A 19698-nucleotide genomic window follows, 5' to 3' on the forward strand; every position below is an offset into this window, starting at 1 on the left:
TGACGCAGATTATGGGCAAACGAAAGCCATCTGACCTCTAGACTCACTTTCGTCAGTCCTCAATCAGAAATCAAGAAACGGTTTCTTTTCGTATGTCTAACGTATGTTTTCGCACAACGTAGCGGAGAGGACGAAACGATTCCGGACAAGCGATGGGAGGAACGATTCGTACACGGAGCGTCTCCTAACAGGAAAAAGGGGCATTCCGCCAGATCACGCTAATGAGAAGGATGCCTTCATGAAAACAATAAGAAAAGAATGGTTTTTTTATTTCAAGTGTGTCAAGATATACGAAAAATAAGCGACTGGGGGAACGTAGGGCATGATCTATCATATGATTTCTAAGGAAGCCTGGAAGGTAGCACGAGAGAATAGATTGTACGAGCCGCCGAGCTTACAGACGGACCGATTTATCCACTGCTCCACAGAGGAGCAGGTCAGCGGAGTAGCCAATATGTTCTATACAGGTAGGACGGATCTATTGGTGCTGGGTATTCAAGAAGATCAGGTGGATGCGGAGATTGTATATGAGGACTTATATAAGATGAACCAGTTGTACCCGCATATATATGGAGGGCTGAACCTGAACGCCGTCCAGAAGGTGTATCGTCTTGAGCCGGATGAAGAAGGGTTATTCACGTTTCAGGCTTCTACCGAGCTTGAATATAGAGGATAAAGTGTTATGAATATTAGCTTGATACCAAGGAGGGAAAACAATGATACTCGAAGTGGCCATGCTGCAGGTGAAACCAGGTCTAACGGCAGATTTTGAACGGAATTTCCAAGTCGCCTCAGGGATCATCTCCAAGATGAAGGGATATATTCAGCATGAGTTGAAGCGGTGTCTGGAGGATCCGCACAAATACGTTCTATTGGTGAAATGGGAGACTCTGGAGGATCACACGATAGGGTTTAGGGGATCGGCCGAATATCAGGAATGGAAGGAATTGCTGCACCACTTTTACGATCCATTCCCCGTCGTTGAACATTTTGAAGATGTATAAATAAAGCAGCCGTTAAGGCAGGTGTTGGAGATGAGCCTGGAAGATCTTATAACTGAGATTTATGGTAGTCCGCCGCTAAAGAACGAACTCATGTCGTTTGGCCATACCAATCAGGTGTATCGTGTGACATTATCAGATGAACAAATCATTCTCCGAACCAATCGCAAGCCCGGCGTCCTGAAGCATACAGCGGACAATATTGCGATTCTCTCTTCATTAGGTTTGCCGGTACCAAGAGTGATCCGAACGGATGTATCCTTGGAAAAGGTCCCCTTTGCTTATATGATACTGGAGCACTTTCCCGGACGGGACCTCCGATATGAGCTTGAGGGAATGACACATGAACAATTGGCTGAACTTGCCGTACAGATCATTTCATACCAGCGTAGAGTGTCAGAGCTTTCCAGGGGCACCGGATTCGGATGGGTTCCGATCGGGGAGCAGGGGCCTTTTTCATCCTGGACACAGATCATTGATCGTGATATCCGCAATCACATAGATAACATTATCGATGATGTTACTCCGGAAACCATCGTCCAATTAAAAAAAATGAAGCAGCGTTACACACCGTATTTCGACCAAGTGGAGCCTGTCTGTTTCCTTGATGATCTTACAATCAAGAATGTAATTGTAGCCGAAGGCAAGCTTCAGGGCATCGTTGATTTCGACTGGGTTTGCTACGGGGATCCGCTGTACATGGTCGCCCTCACCCAGACGGCGGTGGTCTCCGATATTGGAGATCAGGGAATGCCCTACGTGGAGGCGTTATGCAGACAATGGGGGGCGAACGAAGAGCAGCGGGCGCTGATTGATTTCTACTCCGTTATTCATGCCCTGCAATTTATCGGCTTTCATCAGAGGGAGCAGAACGATGCCTGCAGACAGCGAATGCTCTCATTCATATTAGACAAAATAAACAGCGATACAAACGAAAACCGCATGAGCTAAGTTAGCCCATGCGGTTCTTGTTTATCCGATCAGGCAGTCGGCGTGAATCCGACCTTCGGTTTGTCTCGTTCCTTGGTATTCACCGAAACGTAACGAATGGCGGTTAACGGTACATACAGCATCTCGTATTCATCTTTATACCGGATGAATTGTTCACCTACTTCTTCAAGCGTGCCGCTCCGCACATAACTTCCATCTGTAAAATAAATACTTACTTCCTGATTCAGCAAACTTTTCAGCATATACAGTCCACTCCTTGTGAATAAAATAAAGTATCGGGGCTAGCGGTGTTGGACATGATTTTGAATAGCGTCACAGTTTAGTGACGATATCGTCAATGATCCCGTATTCCTTCGCTTCTTCTGCTGACATAAAATAATCCCGCTCCATATCTTTTTCGACACGCTCGACCGACTGACCTGTCCGCTCGGATATAATGTGCGCCAGCTTCTCGCGGGTTTTCAAGATGCGTTTAGCCGTAATGGCAATATCGGTGGCCTGCCCCTGTACACCACCCAGCGGCTGATGGATCATGATCTCGCTGTTCGGCAGCGCAAGACGTTTTCCTTTGGCCCCGGCCAGCAGGAGGATCGCGCCGTAAGAAGCGGCGAAGCCCGTGCAGATAGTGTTGACTTGAGGTTTGATAATCTGCATGGTATCGTAAATGCCAAAGCCCGCAGAAACAGAGCCACCCGGACTATTGATGTACATGTGGATGTCCTTCTCAGGATCCTCAGCCGCCAGAAACAACAGCTGTGCGATAATACTGTTAGCGATGGCGTCATCGATGGCTGCACCCACAAACACGATCCGATCCTTCAGCAATCTGGAATAAATATCGTAAGATCGTTCGCCCCGGTTGGTTTGTTCAACAACATAAGGAACAATATTCATGTTTCATCCTCCATATTCGTTAGGTTTTCTGGTTTCAGCAAGTAAACGAAGAGGAAGCCGCAAAAGATACGGAGAAACCACGAAATAAAAATCGAAAACGAAAGTAACGAAAAGATAACTTCGTTCGTTTACCTATAAGATATCTTACCGAGATGAGGAAAGGAGTTGGCTTCCGATGACGATATATCGACCGAGCGTCTCCCCTCCGGCTGATCTGAGTCTGGAGGAATTGAATGCTACCCTGCACAGATATTGTCTGTCCCTTACAAACTCCTCATGGGATTCCGATGATCTGGTGCAGGACACCTGGATCAAGGCATTGGAGCATGTGAAGCAGCGGAGCCATGTCAATCCTGAAGCGCTGTTGCTTCGGATTGCCAAGAATACATGGATTGATCGGGTCCGCCGGGATCAGACCTATAGACGAATTCTGGATGAGAAGCTGGAACATGTTTTGCCTAGGGAAGAAACGTCGAACGAGAACAGCAAACTGAACATCGAGTTCGCTTTTCAATGGCTGCTGGAACACTTGTCGCCCCTGCAGCGAACAGTGCTGCTGCTTCGTGAAGTGTATGAATATTCGGTTTCGGAAACCGCAATGAAACTGAAAACAACGGAGGGCGCGGTGAAAGCGGCCCTTCATCGTGCCCACAAAGGGCTGCAATCTCTGGATCAAGAGGAAGAGGAACTTGCATTGGCTATGTCGGAAGAGGAGGAGATGACCTTGAATCTTCGGGCATTGGCAGAGGCATACCAATCCGGGGATGTTGAAGCGGTCGTTAGACTTATTCAATGGAATAGCAGTGAAGCATCTGCCATCGGTTGCATGGTTCCGATGCAGGTTCAAACCCCGAGCGCAAGTTATATGATGTACGGCGGATATTCGTCCGATTTGAGAATGGCCGCGTAAAGCGAAGATTCAAGCTGGCTGATCATACACTTTATCTTGGAAGGCCGGAGCAGAAGTTGCTCAGGCCTTTTTTTGATGCAGATTAACAATCTTGAGGATGAAAAAAACGGGTATGGATATCCGTTCATCATATCGTCATCCAGTGCTTCCGGTTGTATACTATAACCAAGTAGAATTGTTAGGAATGAGGGATTAGGTTGCAGACCGAAGTGAAGTTGTACACCATGTGCATGATCCAAGACGGAAGCCGAATCCTGCTGATGAATAGACCGGATGCCAAAGGATTTCCCGGTTATATTGCGCCCGGTGGCAAAGTGGATTTTCCGGAAAGCATTGTCAACGGAGCCATTCGGGAGGTACGGGAAGAAACCGGCTTGATTGTAAAGGACATCATCTATAAAGGTCTCGAGGAATCGTGTGAGCCGAATACAGGTCTGCGGTATATGGTGTTTAATTATTTGGCCACTTCCTTTGAAGGGGAGTTGCTGGAGCATCCACCTGAAGGGGAGCTATTATGGGTGGACAGGGAAGAGGCATTGAAACTGCCCATGCAGGATTGGTTTAAACGCCGGTTTCCTTTGTTTTTTGAAGAGGGTACATTTGAATTAAGCGAGATTTGGGACGAGAAGGCAGGGATTGTTCTGGATGAAACGGTCAAGCGGTATCCGACTGGATTGCCCCAGGCGGCGGGTGTCGTTGATTAACGAAGGGAGCTGTGCGGTATGGCGGTCAGGGCGGTGTTCTTCGATTTATATGAGACGTTAATCACGGAGTTTGCAAACGGCAAGCGGTTATCCAAGAGATCCTATGACTATATGTATAGACTCGGTTTATCGGAAGCGGAGTTTAAACAGGAGTGGAGAACCCGTTTTGAGCGAAGAATGAATGGGCATTTTCCCGACTATCATTCGGTAATCCGTGACATTCTGGTTTCGCGGAGTTTGCCCTATCCTCAGGAACACGTGGAGTTCCTTTATCAGTCGAGAGTCAGCGAGAAGAAAATCCCTTTCAATAGGATATCGAATGAGATATGCAGAATGCTGGAACTTTTGCGTAAAAGGGGTCTGAAGCTGGGCTTAATCAGCAATTGCTCGGAAGAAGAGGTGATTTCTTTTGGCCAGAGCGGATTGGCACCTTACTTCGATGACGTCATCTTCTCTTATCAGGTTGGGATAGCCAAGCCGAATGAAGAAATCTATCGATTAGCTTGTGAGCGCTTGTCCGTAACACCGCAGGATTCCCTGTTTATCGGAGATGGCGGATCGGATGAGCTGAGAGGCGCTCGCAGCGCCGGTTTAAGGCCGTATCATGCTTACTGGTACAATACGTTTATTGAGAGCGAGTACGAGAAGATCCATCAACCGCTGCATGTTCTGGATCTTATCGAATCTTCGACAGAAATGGAGTCGCCGGAGCCATGAAACTGCAAGCCATTAACCATCTTTGTTTTTCCGTTTCGGAATTGGAACGGTCCATCGCTTTTTACAGGGACGTGTTTGAGGCCAAGCTTCTGGTCAAGGGGAGAAAGCTGGCTTATTTCGATTTGAATGGACTGTGGATTGCTTTAAATGAAGAAGATGTCGATAGAAGCACCGCGAATAGAACGTATACGCATATTGCCTTTACCTTGGAAGAGAAGGATTATGAAACAACGCTGCTTCGTCTGCAAGCGCTCCAGGTGGAGATTCTGCCGGGTAGGTCAAGGGATGTGAAGGACAAAAAGTCGATCTACTTTCTGGACCCGGATGGGCATATGTTCGAGTTTCATACGGGCAGCTTGGAAGACAGGCTGGATTATTACCGCGCGGATAAAGAGCATATGATCTTTTACGATGCCGAATAGTTAGCAGAAACGAACGATTCCAATTGCAGATCGAGGAGATGAGCCGATGAACCTTGCCAACCGTATTACGATAGCCAGAATGCTGTTGATTCCATTATTTATTCTTTTTTTTGCAGAATACCCATTATGGTTGACCGAGAAAAGCGGCTTTTTCGGATTCATTCATGTTTATGGAACCAACATCGCGCTGGGTATATTCCTTCTTGCTTCGGCTACGGACAAGCTGGACGGTTATATCGCGAGGAAATACAATCAAATTACGAATCTCGGAAAATTACTGGACCCGCTCGCGGATAAACTGCTCATATCGGTCGCCTTAATCATGATGGTTCAATCAGGGATGGTTGCGACATGGATAGCCGTTGTCATCATTGCGCGGGAATTTGTTATCACAGGGCTTAGGATGGTCGCATCCGAGCAGGGAATCGCATTGTCCGCTGACAGTCTCGGGAAATTGAAAATGGTGCTTCAGGTGATAGCCATTGCAGCAGTATTGCTGGACAATTATCCGTTTCAGCTCATCACTATGATTCAAGTGGACGAATTTCTCATGCTAGCCGCAGTAGCCTTGACGATATACTCGGGCATTCATTATCTGTTGAACAATTATAAACTCATTAAATTGAACTGATGGAGTAAGATGACCGTCACTCCGGCTTGAGCTAATTGGGGCAGCAGTTCATTTCATCACGTCGGGATTTTTTCGAATTCGGAGCTGGGAAATCATCCTACTTTGTGCCTATTTTGACGTCAGAAGGTAACGATTTAATCCGGGACTGTCGATATAGAGATAGACTGAAAAAAAGCCTGAGAGACAGAAGGTACAAAGGAGAGAAATAAATGAGCTTAAACAGAAAGACAACGAAGATGTTTCTTGTCGTTGTGATGATGTTGGCGATGGTTTTTCCAACCAGCGTATTCGCCGCCTCCGGGGACGTAACGTCGATTGAATTTGATACGAACGAGAGCAAAATTTACTTAACCGTTAATGAAACAACGGAACAACTTCGAGTATTGGCTAACATTGAAGGCTCTTCTACGAAGAAGGATGTAACCAATGAATCGACGTGGAGTTCGTCCAACACAAGAATCGTAAAGGTTGACGGTGGACTCATTATTCCACTGGAGAAAGGTACGGCTCGAATTACGGCAAAATTCAAAGGCGCGATCAAAACGATTGATGTTGATGTCAAATTTGCCATTGACGAGTTTAAACTGGATCAGCCGGATAAAGTGGAACATAAGCTTGGAACGGAAGGTCTAACCGTCAAAGCGTTGGCTGACGGAACGAACGACGTAACAACAGAAGCGAAGTGGACCACTTCCGATGACAGCGTAGTAAAAGTAAGTAAAGGCGAACTGACCCTTGTAGGTTTGGGAAGCGCAACTGTGACTGCGGAATACAAAGCACGTAAGGCTTCCTTTACGGTCAAAGTCACGGCACCTTACCAAAAGCTTGCGATCGTCCCGGGCGAAGATCTGGAGCTCTTAGTTGGCGATGCACCTGTTGAGCTGAAAGTATTCGCCAAGCAGTCGGAGACCGATGCAGGTATGGATGTAACGGATAAGATCGAGCTGAAATCGTCCAATTCTTCCGTAGCTGCAATAGAGGATGGCAAGCTAAAACCGGTTGCGTTGGGTAAATCTACGATCAGCGTGAGCTATCTGGGTTCAACGGCCAAACTGGATGTGTATGTGCGCAATCCATATGAAGCTTTGATTCTGGATCAGACGGATTTCGTCAAGAATCCGGTGCTGTTTATGAATGATTCGATTACGGTACAAGCCAAGGTTCGCAACGCGGCTTCGCAATCCATTGACGTGACCGGGGAATGGACCTCATCCAACCCGCTGGCCGTATCCGTTAATGGTGGCGTGATTACTGCTAGAGCTTCGGGAACCTCCAACATCAAGGTGAGTTACTTGGGAATCAGCAAAGAATTCACGGTAAAGGTTTATCCGACCGTGACCAAGTTTGAGGCAGCCGATACGGAAGTGGAAGTGCTCAAAGGCGAATCTAAATCTTTCCCTAAAGTGACGGGAACGCTTCTGGACGACGAGAAAGAGGATTTCAGCAGTGCGGTTATTTGGACTTCCAGCGATGAGAAAGTGGTAACGACCGAAGACGGCAAAATCAAAGCCATTGATGCAGGTACAGCAACAATCACCGGTAAGATTGGTTCCAAAGAGGTAGCGACGGTGCTGGTTACCGTCAATGAAAAAGTGCTGGTGCTGCTGCCGGATGTAGAAGAGTATCAGCTGGTTATGGGCAGAAGCATTGCGCTGCCGAAAGTAAATGCTGTATTTGAAGATGGCAAGGAGAGCGATGTGACCTCCTCCGTTGAATGGTCACTGACGGGTTCGGCAGCTGTCATCAAGGACGGTACGCTTAAGGGATTAACCAAAGGTTCGACGACACTGAAAGGAACTTACTTGAATAAAGACATCAAGATTCCGGTAGTGGTTGAACAGGAAGTTGTAAAAATCGTTGTAGAGCCCGAGAAAATCGATCTCAACATCAAGAAATCCAAATCGATTAAAGTTACAGGCTACTACAGTAATGGCAAGACGGTTTCTCTCTCCTCCAAGATGAATTGGAGCTCGTCGGACAGCGCGATTGTGACGGTATCCAAAACGTCTGTTAAAGCGGTTGCCGAAGGTACGGCTACGATTACGGGTTCTTACCAAGGCAAAGAGGCTACAGTTAAGGTAAACGTAGTTCCGAAATTGAAGAAATTGACGGTAAGCGAGAAGAAACTGAATCTGAAGCCCGGTGACGTTAAGACTGTAACGGTTACTGCTGAATTCGATACCGGCGCGAAAACAAATGTTGGAGACACCGCCGTTTGGACAACCAGCAACTCCAGCGTTGCCAAAGTAACGAACGGACGTATTGAAGCGATCGCGAAGGGAACCGCCCGCATTAAAGGGCAGTACAATTCCAAGACCGTATCCATAACCGTCTCTGTCAAATAGATCCAATAGACTAGCAGCAGCCCGGCTCTTTAGAAGAGCCGGGCTGTGTCTGTTCCGGGATAGCTTTTCTTTAGGAGTTAAAGTAAGGCTCTTACGCTATCAGCTTATTGGAACCGTGAATCCCGGATGAAGGACTCAGTTTGTAAATAAATGAATCGATATAGATGACTGACGAGTCCGCATCATAATCAGAGGAATATACTGCCACTAGGCATATTCGTACACGGGGGATTTAAGAAAACCGATTACGTCAACAAGGATTGTTCCACATATTTAGATTCCTCGTCCCGAGCGAAGTAAAGTTGCCTTAATGGAGGATGAGACAATGTCTGTAAACCATGAGAATCAACTTGTGAATACGAAAGTACCAATTGAATTGTTGTTTACGGATTTCATACCAGAAGAAGGCACTAGGGATATTCCCTATTTTACGGAGCGTTGGTATGAGCACCACAAACGCTTTGCCAATAAGCCCGTTATTCGCTTTTCCCCGCATAAACAACTGTATCATTATTTTATGAAGCGGGCCGATTTTCCAAGCATGTATTTGGATTGGTATCATACCATCTTTTCTTCCAGAAACCTTGTTCCTCCTCTATCTGATACTCAGATCATAGATCAGCGTTTTGTTCAATATAACATAATGAAGGGAGCCCTTTCGCAGAAACAAACCTCCTATTTTCAGCAGGATCCACCATTGGTTAAATACAACGGAAATGGTGGTTACTTTAATCTTAAGGACGGTCATCATCGCACTGCATTTCTTCATTGTCATGGCGTCAAACAGGTATGGGTTAGCATGACTCAGCAGGATTATGATCAATGGAAAAACGCAGAGGTGCTCGGGTCTGTATTGGAAGTTTTTCAGCAGCAACAACGAACTCTCATATATACTCCCATTCTGCACCCCTCGTTCATGGATCTAGAAAGCGAACGGGATGACATCTATCCGACGAGACTTGACTTGATTCTTGAATATCTGAATGCAACTTCAGTTGCTGGGAAAAAGGTAATCGATATCGGCTGCAATATCGGGTATTATGCCCGTCACTTTACAAGAGAAGGGGCAATTGTAACGGGAGTAGAGGCTTTGACCGAGCATTATGAACTGGCTCAACGACTGAATCATCTGGAAAGAGTTTATTTTGATTTGCGGAAAGAGCGATTTGAGACATCCAATCTGATCGAACGATACGATATTGGCCTGTTGTTAACCGTATTTTATCATATGATGAAAAACGTGAAAGTTCGAGATGCATTCTTACGTAAAATTAACCAGACTGTTGAGGAAATGTTATTTTGGGAATCCGGAGATCAACCGGAGCTTGAAAAGGCAATTTTGCTGGGTAGCACGCATTTTGATCATTATGAGAAGCTTGGTATAACGACAGGTACAGGTAAAACGAGAGAGCTCGGGGTATTTCGGAAATCGAGAGGTTAATGTGGGCGTGAATGGCAATGACATCTTCTTAGCTGAGGACGTGTTCGCAATAACCAAACGATTAATAGGAGATGATGGTCTTGCCCTCCTAAAGCAATCTAAAAACAGGTCGTCCGGCCGGTTTTTAGATTGCTTACATATCGATAACAGTTGATTGGATGAAATCAAATTTATCATATGAAGAGAACCGTTCGTAAAATGGTCTGGATTTAACAATAATCCAATGGTAAAATCTTCTCAAATTTCGATCGCAAATCCTAGACGATGCAGGAGGAAGGATCAGAGGAACATGAAATCCATGAACGTACTTCATTATGATGCATTCTCGGTGCAGCCTAACAAGGGAAATCCTGCTGGTGTGGTCTTGAATGCGGATGAACTGACGGAGGAAGAGATGCAATCCATCGCCCGCAGCGTTGGATTCAATGAAACCACCTTTATCTTAAAGTCAGAGCAAGCAGATATCAGACTGAGATATTTTACTCCCGGCCATGAAATGAATTTGTGCGGCCATGCCACTATGGCATCCATGTATGCCTTGAAAACCAAGGGACTGCTGCCGGAAAAAGAAACCGTGTGGATTGAGACCAAAGTGGGCATGTTGCCCATAGAATTTCAAAATGCCGAGGGCCAGTTAACCATGAAGATGAAGCAGGATCATCCTCAATTCATAACTTATAAGGGAGATGTTGACCGCCTGGCATCATCTATAGGTCTTAAACGTGACGATTTGGACTTAAGTATGCCCATCGTGTATGGAAGCACGGGGATCTGGACATTGTTGGTGCCGATAAAAGGGTTGGAGCATTTTGACCGTATGGTGCCTGATAATGCAGTGTTTCCGGACGTTTTAACAGAAAATCCTAAAGCCTCGCTGCATCCTTTTTGCCTGGAAACGATGGATGCGTCTTCGTTCATGCACGCGAGACATTTCTCTTCGCCATACTCTGGCACCGTTGAAGACCCGGTAACTGGAACTGCATCGGGGGTAATGGGAGCTTATTATATGACTTACCTGAACCCTGAGGTATCCTCCGCTCAATTTAATATTGAACAAGGCCAGGAAATGGGGAAAGACGGGAGAGTGCATGTTCAAGTGAATCGCTGTAAAGAGACCATGGATGTCTATATATCCGGTACGGCGGTGTTCGTCAAGGAGTTCCAGGTTAGCTATTGATGGATGACCAACGAATGATAGAATCGTCTACATAAGTTAATACAAACAAGGAGTACGACTAATGCAGGAACAAGAAGAGATAAAGATTTATTCCAAGGTGACAAAATGCTAATAGGCTCTCTGGCGTTTGTGCTGCTAGGTAGTGGATTAGTATACGGCGGGGTGACGTCGGACAACATGGTTATTGCCATTGTCGGAATCATCTGTGCGTTGTTTTTTGGCGCGGGACTGGTGTTTGCCATCACAAAGCTTTTCCAATCAGACCCGGCACTCTTGATCAATAAAGAGGGGATCGTCGATAAATCCTCCTATGTGAGCGCTGGAGCCGTCGCGTGGAACGAAATTAAAAATATTCATATCTATCAGATAAAAAATGAGAAGTTCATAGGAATTGAGGTTTATGATCCTGATCATCTGATGTCCAGGCATCCTGCCTGGAAGCGGAAGCTTATGAACATGAATAAAGGCATGACGGGTTCTACTATTCATATTTCTGCATCGAGTATCTCCGCTAATTTATATGAATTATTCCCCTTGTTATATCGAAGTTGGAATGAGTCCAAATCGAACCCGGATCAGATGATGAAGGAGGAGATCATGTTATGAAAACATTTAAGCCGGAGATGACTTTGGATATGGCGGTAAGTCATCTGAAGTTTATTGAAGGGGAAGCGGTAATGAATGTCACCCCCATCGAGATGGGGGAACTGAGCAAGGTGTTCAGTTACCGCAAGGGAGATGCCGATTATGTCATTCATTTTAAGGATAATGGGGACAGCCTTCATAAAGTGCTCAAAATCTACGATATGTACGGCACGCAATCCTTGCCCATTCCCCGTATCCACAAGATAGGGAAGGTGGAGAATATTCACTTCTCCATTTCGGATAAAGTATCCGGCACGCCGATAAGTGCTCTTGAGCCGATCCAAATCCGAGGAATCATCCCCGACATTGTCCAACAATTCATGCGGATCCGTCAGATACATATCGGAGAGTCCTATGAAGGCTTCGGTTGGATTACTCCGCAAGGCAAGGCTGCTCATGGTTCATGGCTGGCCTACCTGACGTCTGTTTTCGATGAGGAGCAAGAAGGTTTCTACCATGGATGGCAGAGCCTGTATGAGAATAGTTTTCTGGAAAAAGAGTTCTTTGAAGAAATCTACCAAACGATGATCGAACTGGTTCGTTATTCGCCTCCGGAGCGATATCTTGTACATGGAGATTTCCATTTGGGCAATATGCTGGGAGAGAACGAGAACGTAACGGGGATCGTGGATTGGGAGATGGCCATGTTTGGCGACTTCATGCTGGATGTCTCTGTTCTTCATATGTGGTACCCGATGCTGGAGTTTCCCAAAAAGCTGCAGCAAGCGATGGAGCAGCAAGGCGTAAGTATTCCTTATTTTGAAGAGAGGCTGTTAGGCCATCAACTGTTCAAAGCGCTGGACGGACTCCGTTTTTATGCGAAGAAGGATGATCCCCACAGCTATCAGTTCATGAAAAACCAAATCATGTCTCTATTAAATCGATAGATCCCTACGGGGATCTTTTTTTATGGGGAAATGTGTGAAACGGAATAGTTAACTGACGAGTCCAGAATAATTGGCCAAGAATATACTGGACTAGGTTGAGTTGAAGTGCAGGATCGTCTTGAATCATGCTGATAGGGTAAGGAGCGGTGTGCAGGATAACACTTTGATTCGTGGATTACAACCTGCTGTTTATTTGGTCGAGTATGGGAATTTGGCGTAGAGAGATCGAATGGAGGTCCGGGAATGGGAACATCAAACTGGCAGAATTTATCTTATTGTGTGGATCTGATCCGATATGTATCTCCTAAGTCCGTCCTTGATGTTGGCGTTGGTTTTGGCCGCTGGGGTATGATCTGCCGTGAATATTTGGACGTATGGGGAGGGCGCGTATTTCGCGCAAATTGGAATACGCGAATAGAGGGGATTGAAATCTATCCGGCTAATATCGATTCCTATCATTCCAGTTTCTATAACGATATTCATGTTGTGGATGCATACGACCATATACAAACGGGCGTCCAGCCGGGACAATTCGATCTGATCATCCTGGGTGACGTTCTGGAGCACTTTACAAAAGAGCGGGCGCTTATCCTGCTGCAAACCTGTATCCAAAAATCCCGTTTTGTTTTGCTTAATATTCCGATTGGAACGGATTGGCCCCAGGGAGCCGAATACGGGAACGAATTCGAGACCCATTTAAGCATATGGACAACGGAGGAGCTGGATCTGTTTCCCGTAGCTGACAAGAGGCATTTTAAGGATTACATTAACCGTGATTTTTCCACATATTTGTTTTCGATGACAGGCAAGTAGGTGCGATCATTTTCAGAAATCATCTTAATAAATTTGGCGGAGATATATGGAATTGGAATGGAACATCTTCTATGAGGAAGGTGTTTTCTTTTTTGTTCTCTATTGAGGAAATGGTATATTGTTGTAAGAAACAATAGATATCATGGAAGTTTATTATGTGGATAAAACAAAGAGAAATGAGCTGATTCTATTCTATGAAAAAGATCGTTTTGGCCGGTGGAACTGGCTTTATCGGAACTTATCTTACGAAAAAATTCACGAATGAACAGCAAACACAAGTACTTATGATATCCCGACGGAAGGGTCATATCGCATGGAACGATCAAGAAGCTATCGTTGCTGCCCTGGAGGGGGCGGATATGCTGATTAATTTAGCAGGTAAATCGGTCAATTGCCGTTACGATGAGAAAAATAAGGAGCTTATAATCAAATCAAGAGTAGATACAACGAATATACTCGGCAGTGCCATCGAGGCATGCCATACTCCTCCGCGTACATGGTTTAATTCCAGTACGGCTACGATTTATCGCCATGCGGAAGATAAGCCGATGACGGAGGAGCAGGGCGAAATCGGCTCGGGCTTCTCCGTCGAGGTTGCCAAGGAATGGGAGCGCGCTTTCTTCTCATTCTCGCTGCCTCAAACAAGACAAATCGCTTTGCGTATTGCCATCGTACTGGGACCGGGCGGCGGCGTCATGACTCCTTATGTTAACCTGGTAAAATACGGACTCGGTGGCGTTCAAGGTACGGGCAAGCAAAAGTTCAGCTGGATCCACGTGGAGGATCTGTACCGCATGATTCTGTTCTTACAAGAGAGGGCAGAGCTGAGCGGGGTTTTCAATTGTGCGTCTCCCTATCCGGTTACGAATAAGGAATTGATGGAGCAGCTTCGGCTTTCATTGAATCGCAGATTGGGATTGCCGTCACCTAAATGGCTGCTTGAGCTGGGCGCCCGGCTTATTCAAACCGAAACGGAACTCGTGCTGAAGAGCCGCTGGGTTATTCCGGACAGACTCTGCAAGGCAGGGTTTCATTTTTCATACGATACGCTGAATAAAGCACTGGCTGACATCTTGAAGCGATAAGAGGATTCTGACCGCGCGTCGTGGTTTTCGCATCGTAAAAAATGATTGCATATGCCAACGGAACGGATAGAATGATTTTATTAGATGAGAGAGAGGGAGTGTCCTATAATGAACCCTGCGTTTTCCATAATAGAGGTCGATCCATTAGAAACCGACATGCATCATCAATTAACGGAATTATTGATTCGGGTAGTTGAAAATGGGGCATCGGTAGGATTCTTAGCTCCGCTGTCTTACGATGAAGCTTTCGCTTACTGGGAGGATGTACTTGGCCCAGGGGTTACCCTGTGGGTTGCCGTGCAGGATGGGCAGATGATCGGCACGGTTCAACTGCAGTGCGCCATGAAGGCGAATGGCAGACACCGGGCCGAGGTTGCGAAACTGATGGTGGATCCTGCATCCCGTCGCGGCGGCATCGGCAGAGCGTTGATGCTGCATCTGGAGCCGAAAGCCAAGCAAGAGGGTAGAACCTTGCTGGTCTTAGATACCCGGGAGGGGGACCCCTCCAACAAGCTGTATCAGTCTCTGGGTTACATCCAAGCTGGAGTCATACCCGATTATGCCATATCCTCTAACGGCCAACTGGACGGGACGGTGCTGTATTACAAACGTATCTAAGCCATGGCTTTTTATTATATATTGTGTGGGCTGCAGCCACCTGGTTTCTTGACAAGGACAAGTTTGATCCTGATTTTTTTATAACACGGTATTATTATTATTTTCTTATCTATATGATTGTCGGTTTCATTATTTCTAGCGGAGCATGGAGAGGCCAAAACACCCGCTATGACAATTTGACCCGTTATTATGAGAAACAGAGGAAGAAGAACTTGCCGTAGCGGCGAGTTCTTTTTTTTGATATCAGTAAGGATAAACTTCAAAGTATGGGCCTTCCTGATATGGCACGAAAAATATCCCAGTAAATGCGGTCAGTTTTCTGAGAATGTACGTCGATAGACGTTTTCGAATATCGGCCGTCGGCATTACTAGCCTTTCCGCACAAAATGGTATACTGTTTTCTAGCAGTAAATAGAGAAGGGATTGTGGTTATGGGTTACCAGCTGACCGAACGGGTGATCAAGCTATTATGCGGAAAGACCTCCTATGATCGTGGCGGGGTTTTATATAGAGATGGACATGTAACGATGCTGAAACAAGATCCGGACACTCGAAAATACGAGGCAGAAGTGGCGGATCAGGAGTTGGGTATCGCCTATGCTGAGATTGACTCGAACGGGGATGTATTCACCGAATGCAGCTGCATCGATTATGGATTCTCCCGGAAGCGGTGCAGACATATTGCGGCGCTGCTCCTGAACATCCGTGATATTGAGCAAACGGTGGAAGCTCCGATACGCCCTTATCCATCGTTATTACATCCTTCTGGTAGCGGAAATACAGAAGACGGGCAATTAACGCCTCGGTATTCTCCGGAGCATGACAGAAGCTCGGATGAAGGGGAACAGGATGCGCTACTCAGCAGCCAGCTGCTCGGATTGTTCTCTTATTCTGAAGGCCGGAGGGCCACGGCAGCGTCCAGGTTTGACACCCGAGAAGTTCTGGAGATGGAGTTCATCTTCAAGTTATATCCTTACGGAAATCGGAAATACTTGTTTGGCGTTGAACTGCGTATAGGTAAGAAACGATTGTACATCGTACAGCGGATTCGAGAGTTTCTGGCGTGTGTAAAACACGGCAAAACCTGCATGTTCACGAAGAATTTTACGTACGATCCGGAGCTGCACAGCTTTAAAAAGGAGGATGATGATATTCTCCAGGAGCTGATTCGTGTATACGAGCATGAAAGCATGTTTAAACAGTCACTGGACATGTATGCTCCGCATGGCAAACACGGAAGCGGTGACCGAATGCTGATTATTCCTCCCACTTTTTGGCCCCAAGTAAGGGAACGACTATCCCATTCGAACCATTCCCTGTTGTCTTTGGACGGGATCCTCACGGATAAGCTGGAATTCGTTCAAGATCCGATCCCCCTTCAATTCGAGTTTGATGAAGCCGGCAATGATCAATACCTGATGAAGATCGAGGGACTGGAGCGAATGATCGTTCTGGAAGGTTACGGACTCGTCATTGTGGACGGTAAGCTCATCCATCTTGAATTGGATGCTTGCAGAAGACTCTCCGAGATGAAACAGCTGCTTGAGAATGCGAATAAACCGCATATCCGGATTCAACCTGAGATGATGGAGTCCATTATGGAGCGGGTGGTTCCGGGACTAATGAAGCTTGGAAGTGTCCATGTGGCACAGACCGTATCTGACCGCATTGTCAAAACGCCTTTAAAAGCGAAGCTCTATCTGGACCGGGTGCGTGGCCGGCTTTTGGCCGGACTCGAATTTCAATATGGAGAAATCACCATTAATCCGTTGGAGGGGCATCGCGCCATACGCAGCAGCAGCTCGATCCTCGTTCGCGACGGAGAGCAGGAGCAGCGGATTCTTGAGCTCATGGAGAACGCCTCCTTTGCCAAGACCGATGGCGGTTTCTTCATGAACGATGAGGATGCCGAATACGATTTCCTGTATCATACAATCCCGCAGCTGGAGAAGCTGCTGGTTGTTTATGCAACAACGGCCGTGAAGGAACGGGTGCTTACTGAACCGATGGGTGCCAAGGTGCGGGTGGAGGTCGACGAACGGACGGATTGGCTTGAATTGAAGTTTGATATGGAGGGGATTCGGGAAGCCGAAATTCGGGAGATCGTTAAATCGCTTGAAGAAAAACGCAAATATCACCGGTTGCGAAACGGCGCGCTGCTTCCGCTGGAAAGCGCTGAGTTCCAGGCAATGGTTGCCTTAATGAACCGGGTAGGGCCTTGGTTATACGAAGGGGAGGGCACGCAGTTCAAAATGCCGGCAGTCCAAGGACTTCAGCTGCTGGATTGGGAAGATTCGGGATCAACGGTCCAGCTTGGCCGATCCTTGCGCCAAATGCTGCAGCATGTGAAGAATCCGGATCATTTGGATTTTGCCGTGCCGCCGAGCCTTGAAACGGTCCTCCGGGATTATCAGAAGTTTGGTTTCCAATGGATGAAGACGATGGCCCACTACCGCTTCGGCGGCATCTTGGCCGATGATATGGGCCTTGGTAAAACGATTCAGAGCATTGCATTCATTCTGTCAGTACTTCCGGAGATCAGAGAACGTAACGAACCTGCGCTGATCGTGGCGCCGGCCTCTCTGCTCTATAACTGGCATAATGAGCTCCAGAAGTTTGCGCCCGAGATCAAGGCCGTCATTGCCGATGGTACGCAGACCGAACGGGCTAAAATCATACAGAATGCGGGGAACGCAGATGTCATCATTACTTCTTACCCGCTGCTCCGCAGGGACGTTGAGCGCTATGCGAAGCTGCCGTTCTTAACGTTAATTCTGGATGAAGCCCAATTCTTCAAAAATTACACAACGCAAACGGCTCAGGTAGTCAAAACGCTGCATGCCCGTTATCGGTTTGCTCTGACAGGTACTCCGGTCGAGAACCGACTTGAGGAACTATGGTCCATATATGATGCTGTTTTCCCGGCACTCTTTGGAGATCGAAAAACGTTTCAGGAATTGCCGAAAGAAACTGTGGTGAGGCGAGTGCGTCCCTTCCTGCTTCGCAGGCTGAAATCGGATGTGCTCAAGGAGCTGCCGGAGAAGATCGAGACGGTTCAGGCATCGGGCCTGCTGGTCGAACAGAAGAAGCTCTATACCGCCTATCTTGCGAAGTTAAGGCAAGAGACGCTCAAGCATTTGGCGCAGGATGGCTTTCAGAAGAGTCGGATTCGCATCTTAGCGGGCATTACTCGTCTGCGCCAGATCTGCTGTCACCCGGCTCTATTCGTGGAGGGCTATGAGGGTAGTTCGGCCAAGTTTGAGCAGCTTCTGGAAACCATTGAGGAATGTCGGCTTGCGGGAAGACGGATGCTGGTATTCTCCCAGTTTACGGGGATGCTGAATCTGATTGCCGGGGAGCTCGGATATCGGGGGATCCCGTTTTTCTACTTGGATGGACAGACTCCGGCATCGGAGCGAGTGAAGCTGTGCGAACGCTTCAACGAAGGAGAACGGGAAGTGTTCCTCATATCACTGAAGGCAGGCGGAACGGGGCTGAACCTGACCGGGGCCGATACGGTGATCTTGTATGATCTGTGGTGGAATCCTGCTGTAGAGCAGCAGGCGACGGACAGGGCACATCGCATCGGACAGAAGAAGGTTGTGCAGGTGATACGGCTGGTGGCTCAGGATACCATCGAGGATAAAATGGTCGCCCTGCAGCAGAAGAAGAAGGATCTGATCGAGGAACTGGTTCAGCCGGGAGAAGAGTCGCTTCCAAGTTGGACCGAGGCGGAAATCCGGGAGCTGCTGACGCTTCAGGGTTAAGTCTCTAAGTGTGGATGGGCGCAGGGGATAAAACGCTGATATAATAGCTGTATGTGATTGATGTAACGTATACTCCAGTTATAGAATAGGACGGTTTTCGGGATGATATCTTTTTTACTAACGTTAAAACGTCTCTTCAGCGGTCTGTTTCGAGCGTTTAAGCAGCGGTATTTTGTAGCACTGTTTGTATTGATCGTCATTATGCTGATATCGGGTACGATGTTTTATACCAAGCAGGAAGGGTTATCCGTGCTGGATGCCCTGTATTTCTGCGTAGTGACGTTGAGTACAGTAGGTCATCCGGAATTCGTGCCGCAGACACCGCTTGGTAAAACATTCACGATGGTGTATATTGTCGTCGGTACGGGTTTATTCCTTGGGATGGTTGGACAATTGGCGTATGCCTTAATCCGAACGAATCAAAGGGATGAAAAGGACTGAATTCCTAATGGAAAAAGGAAACATTCAGGCGTTTGAACTGTGAACTGATTGGGGATGGTTCAGAGAAAACCGTCCTGGACTTAACTAGCAAGCAGATGGCCTCGAATTCGTCGAGGTCATCTTTTTTTTAGGCTTTAGCCGGTTGAGCGCGTAAAACGTGCGAAACAAAAAACCACCCGCTATGCGGGTGGAGGGATCGAGGGTTTGACCAATAAGACCATCCCGATAGAATTGAGATGTTCAGGCGGG

Annotated in this window: 20 protein-coding genes; 18 read left to right on the forward strand and 2 right to left on the reverse strand. The window is 47.0% G+C overall.

Features of this window, described 5'->3' with window-relative positions:
* Positions 1–322: 322 nt before the first annotated feature.
* From J7E85_RS27585 to J7E85_RS27595, 3 genes are read left to right on the forward strand one after another with little or no spacing between them, the layout of a single operon-like run.
* Complete coding sequence (locus J7E85_RS27585; RefSeq protein ID WP_215163144.1) at positions 323–676, forward strand: DUF952 domain-containing protein; 354 nt, start codon at positions 323–325, stop codon at positions 674–676.
* 40 nt (positions 677–716) lie between these two features.
* Positions 717–1004, forward strand: a complete 288-nt coding sequence (locus J7E85_RS27590; protein ID WP_215163145.1) for an antibiotic biosynthesis monooxygenase family protein — start codon at positions 717–719, stop codon at positions 1002–1004.
* 30 nt (positions 1005–1034) lie between these two features.
* Complete coding sequence (locus tag J7E85_RS27595; protein ID WP_215163159.1) at positions 1035–1952, forward strand: phosphotransferase family protein; 918 nt, start codon at positions 1035–1037, stop codon at positions 1950–1952.
* A 29-nt stretch (positions 1953–1981) separates the two neighbouring features.
* Here J7E85_RS27595 and J7E85_RS27600 read toward each other — a convergent pair whose 3' ends face one another.
* A complete protein-coding gene (locus J7E85_RS27600; protein ID WP_076325135.1) occupies positions 1982–2194 on the reverse strand; it encodes a hypothetical protein in 213 nt (70 codons plus the stop codon).
* Between the two features lie 70 nt (positions 2195–2264).
* Complete coding sequence (clpP, locus tag J7E85_RS27605) at positions 2265–2846, reverse strand: ATP-dependent Clp endopeptidase proteolytic subunit ClpP (RefSeq protein WP_036664303.1); 582 nt, start codon at positions 2844–2846, stop codon at positions 2265–2267.
* Positions 2847–3021: 175 nt separating this feature from the next.
* Here clpP and J7E85_RS27610 point away from each other — a divergent pair, with 175 nt between their 5' ends.
* From J7E85_RS27610 to J7E85_RS27680, 15 genes are all read left to right on the forward strand, one after another.
* On the forward strand, positions 3022–3756 hold the full coding sequence (locus J7E85_RS27610; RefSeq protein WP_215163146.1) for an RNA polymerase sigma factor: 735 nt from the start codon (positions 3022–3024) through the stop codon (positions 3754–3756).
* 224 nt (positions 3757–3980) lie between these two features.
* The gene (locus J7E85_RS27615) at positions 3981–4460 is read left to right on the forward strand and encodes an 8-oxo-dGTP diphosphatase (protein WP_215163160.1); all 480 of its coding nucleotides are present in this window, start codon (positions 3981–3983) and stop codon (positions 4458–4460) included.
* A gap of 18 nt (positions 4461–4478) precedes the next feature.
* Positions 4479–5177, forward strand: a complete 699-nt coding sequence (locus tag J7E85_RS27620; protein WP_215163147.1) for an HAD family hydrolase — start codon at positions 4479–4481, stop codon at positions 5175–5177.
* Positions 5174–5599, forward strand: coding sequence for a metallothiol transferase FosB (gene fosB / locus J7E85_RS27625; RefSeq protein WP_076325119.1), 426 nt, complete (start codon positions 5174–5176; stop codon positions 5597–5599). Before J7E85_RS27620 ends, fosB begins: the two co-directional genes overlap by 4 nt.
* A 46-nt stretch (positions 5600–5645) precedes the next feature.
* Positions 5646–6230 (forward strand): CDP-diacylglycerol--glycerol-3-phosphate 3-phosphatidyltransferase, encoded by a 585-nt coding sequence (gene pgsA / locus J7E85_RS27630; protein ID WP_076325118.1) that lies wholly within the window; start codon positions 5646–5648, stop codon positions 6228–6230.
* Positions 6231–6439: 209 nt separating this feature from the next.
* Complete coding sequence (locus tag J7E85_RS27635; RefSeq protein ID WP_215163148.1) at positions 6440–8575, forward strand: Ig-like domain-containing protein; 2136 nt, start codon at positions 6440–6442, stop codon at positions 8573–8575.
* A gap of 325 nt (positions 8576–8900) precedes the next feature.
* Positions 8901–10016 (forward strand): class I SAM-dependent methyltransferase, encoded by a 1116-nt coding sequence (locus J7E85_RS27640; RefSeq protein ID WP_215163149.1) that lies wholly within the window; start codon positions 8901–8903, stop codon positions 10014–10016.
* Between the two features lie 289 nt (positions 10017–10305).
* Positions 10306–11193, forward strand: a complete 888-nt coding sequence (locus J7E85_RS27645; protein ID WP_215163150.1) for a PhzF family phenazine biosynthesis isomerase — start codon at positions 10306–10308, stop codon at positions 11191–11193.
* 105 nt (positions 11194–11298) lie between these two features.
* Positions 11299–11799 carry an STM3941 family protein gene (locus J7E85_RS27650; RefSeq protein ID WP_251036089.1) on the forward strand — a complete coding sequence of 167 codons (501 nt, stop codon included), beginning with the start codon at positions 11299–11301 and terminating at the stop codon, positions 11797–11799.
* On the forward strand, positions 11796–12725 hold the full coding sequence (locus J7E85_RS27655; protein WP_215163151.1) for an aminoglycoside phosphotransferase family protein: 930 nt from the start codon (positions 11796–11798) through the stop codon (positions 12723–12725). The genes J7E85_RS27650 and J7E85_RS27655 overlap by 4 nt, the downstream gene beginning before the upstream one ends.
* A 243-nt stretch (positions 12726–12968) precedes the next feature.
* Positions 12969–13538 (forward strand): methyltransferase domain-containing protein, encoded by a 570-nt coding sequence (locus J7E85_RS27660; RefSeq protein ID WP_215163152.1) that lies wholly within the window; start codon positions 12969–12971, stop codon positions 13536–13538.
* Between the two features lie 194 nt (positions 13539–13732).
* Positions 13733–14623, forward strand: a complete 891-nt coding sequence (locus J7E85_RS27665) for a TIGR01777 family oxidoreductase (protein WP_215163153.1) — start codon at positions 13733–13735, stop codon at positions 14621–14623.
* Between the two features lie 108 nt (positions 14624–14731).
* On the forward strand, positions 14732–15241 hold the full coding sequence (locus J7E85_RS27670; protein WP_076325112.1) for a GNAT family N-acetyltransferase: 510 nt from the start codon (positions 14732–14734) through the stop codon (positions 15239–15241).
* Between the two features lie 431 nt (positions 15242–15672).
* Positions 15673–19008: a DEAD/DEAH box helicase gene (locus tag J7E85_RS27675; protein WP_215163154.1), complete on the forward strand. Its 3336-nt coding sequence runs from the start codon at positions 15673–15675 to the stop codon at positions 19006–19008.
* A gap of 102 nt (positions 19009–19110) precedes the next feature.
* Positions 19111–19449, forward strand: coding sequence for a potassium channel family protein (locus J7E85_RS27680; protein ID WP_215163155.1), 339 nt, complete (start codon positions 19111–19113; stop codon positions 19447–19449).
* Positions 19450–19698: the final 249 nt, after the last annotated feature.

This window comes from Paenibacillus sp. ISL-20, assembly GCF_018613005.1.
In the GTDB taxonomy this organism is placed as follows: Bacteria; Bacillota; Bacilli; order Paenibacillales; family Paenibacillaceae; genus Paenibacillus_AQ.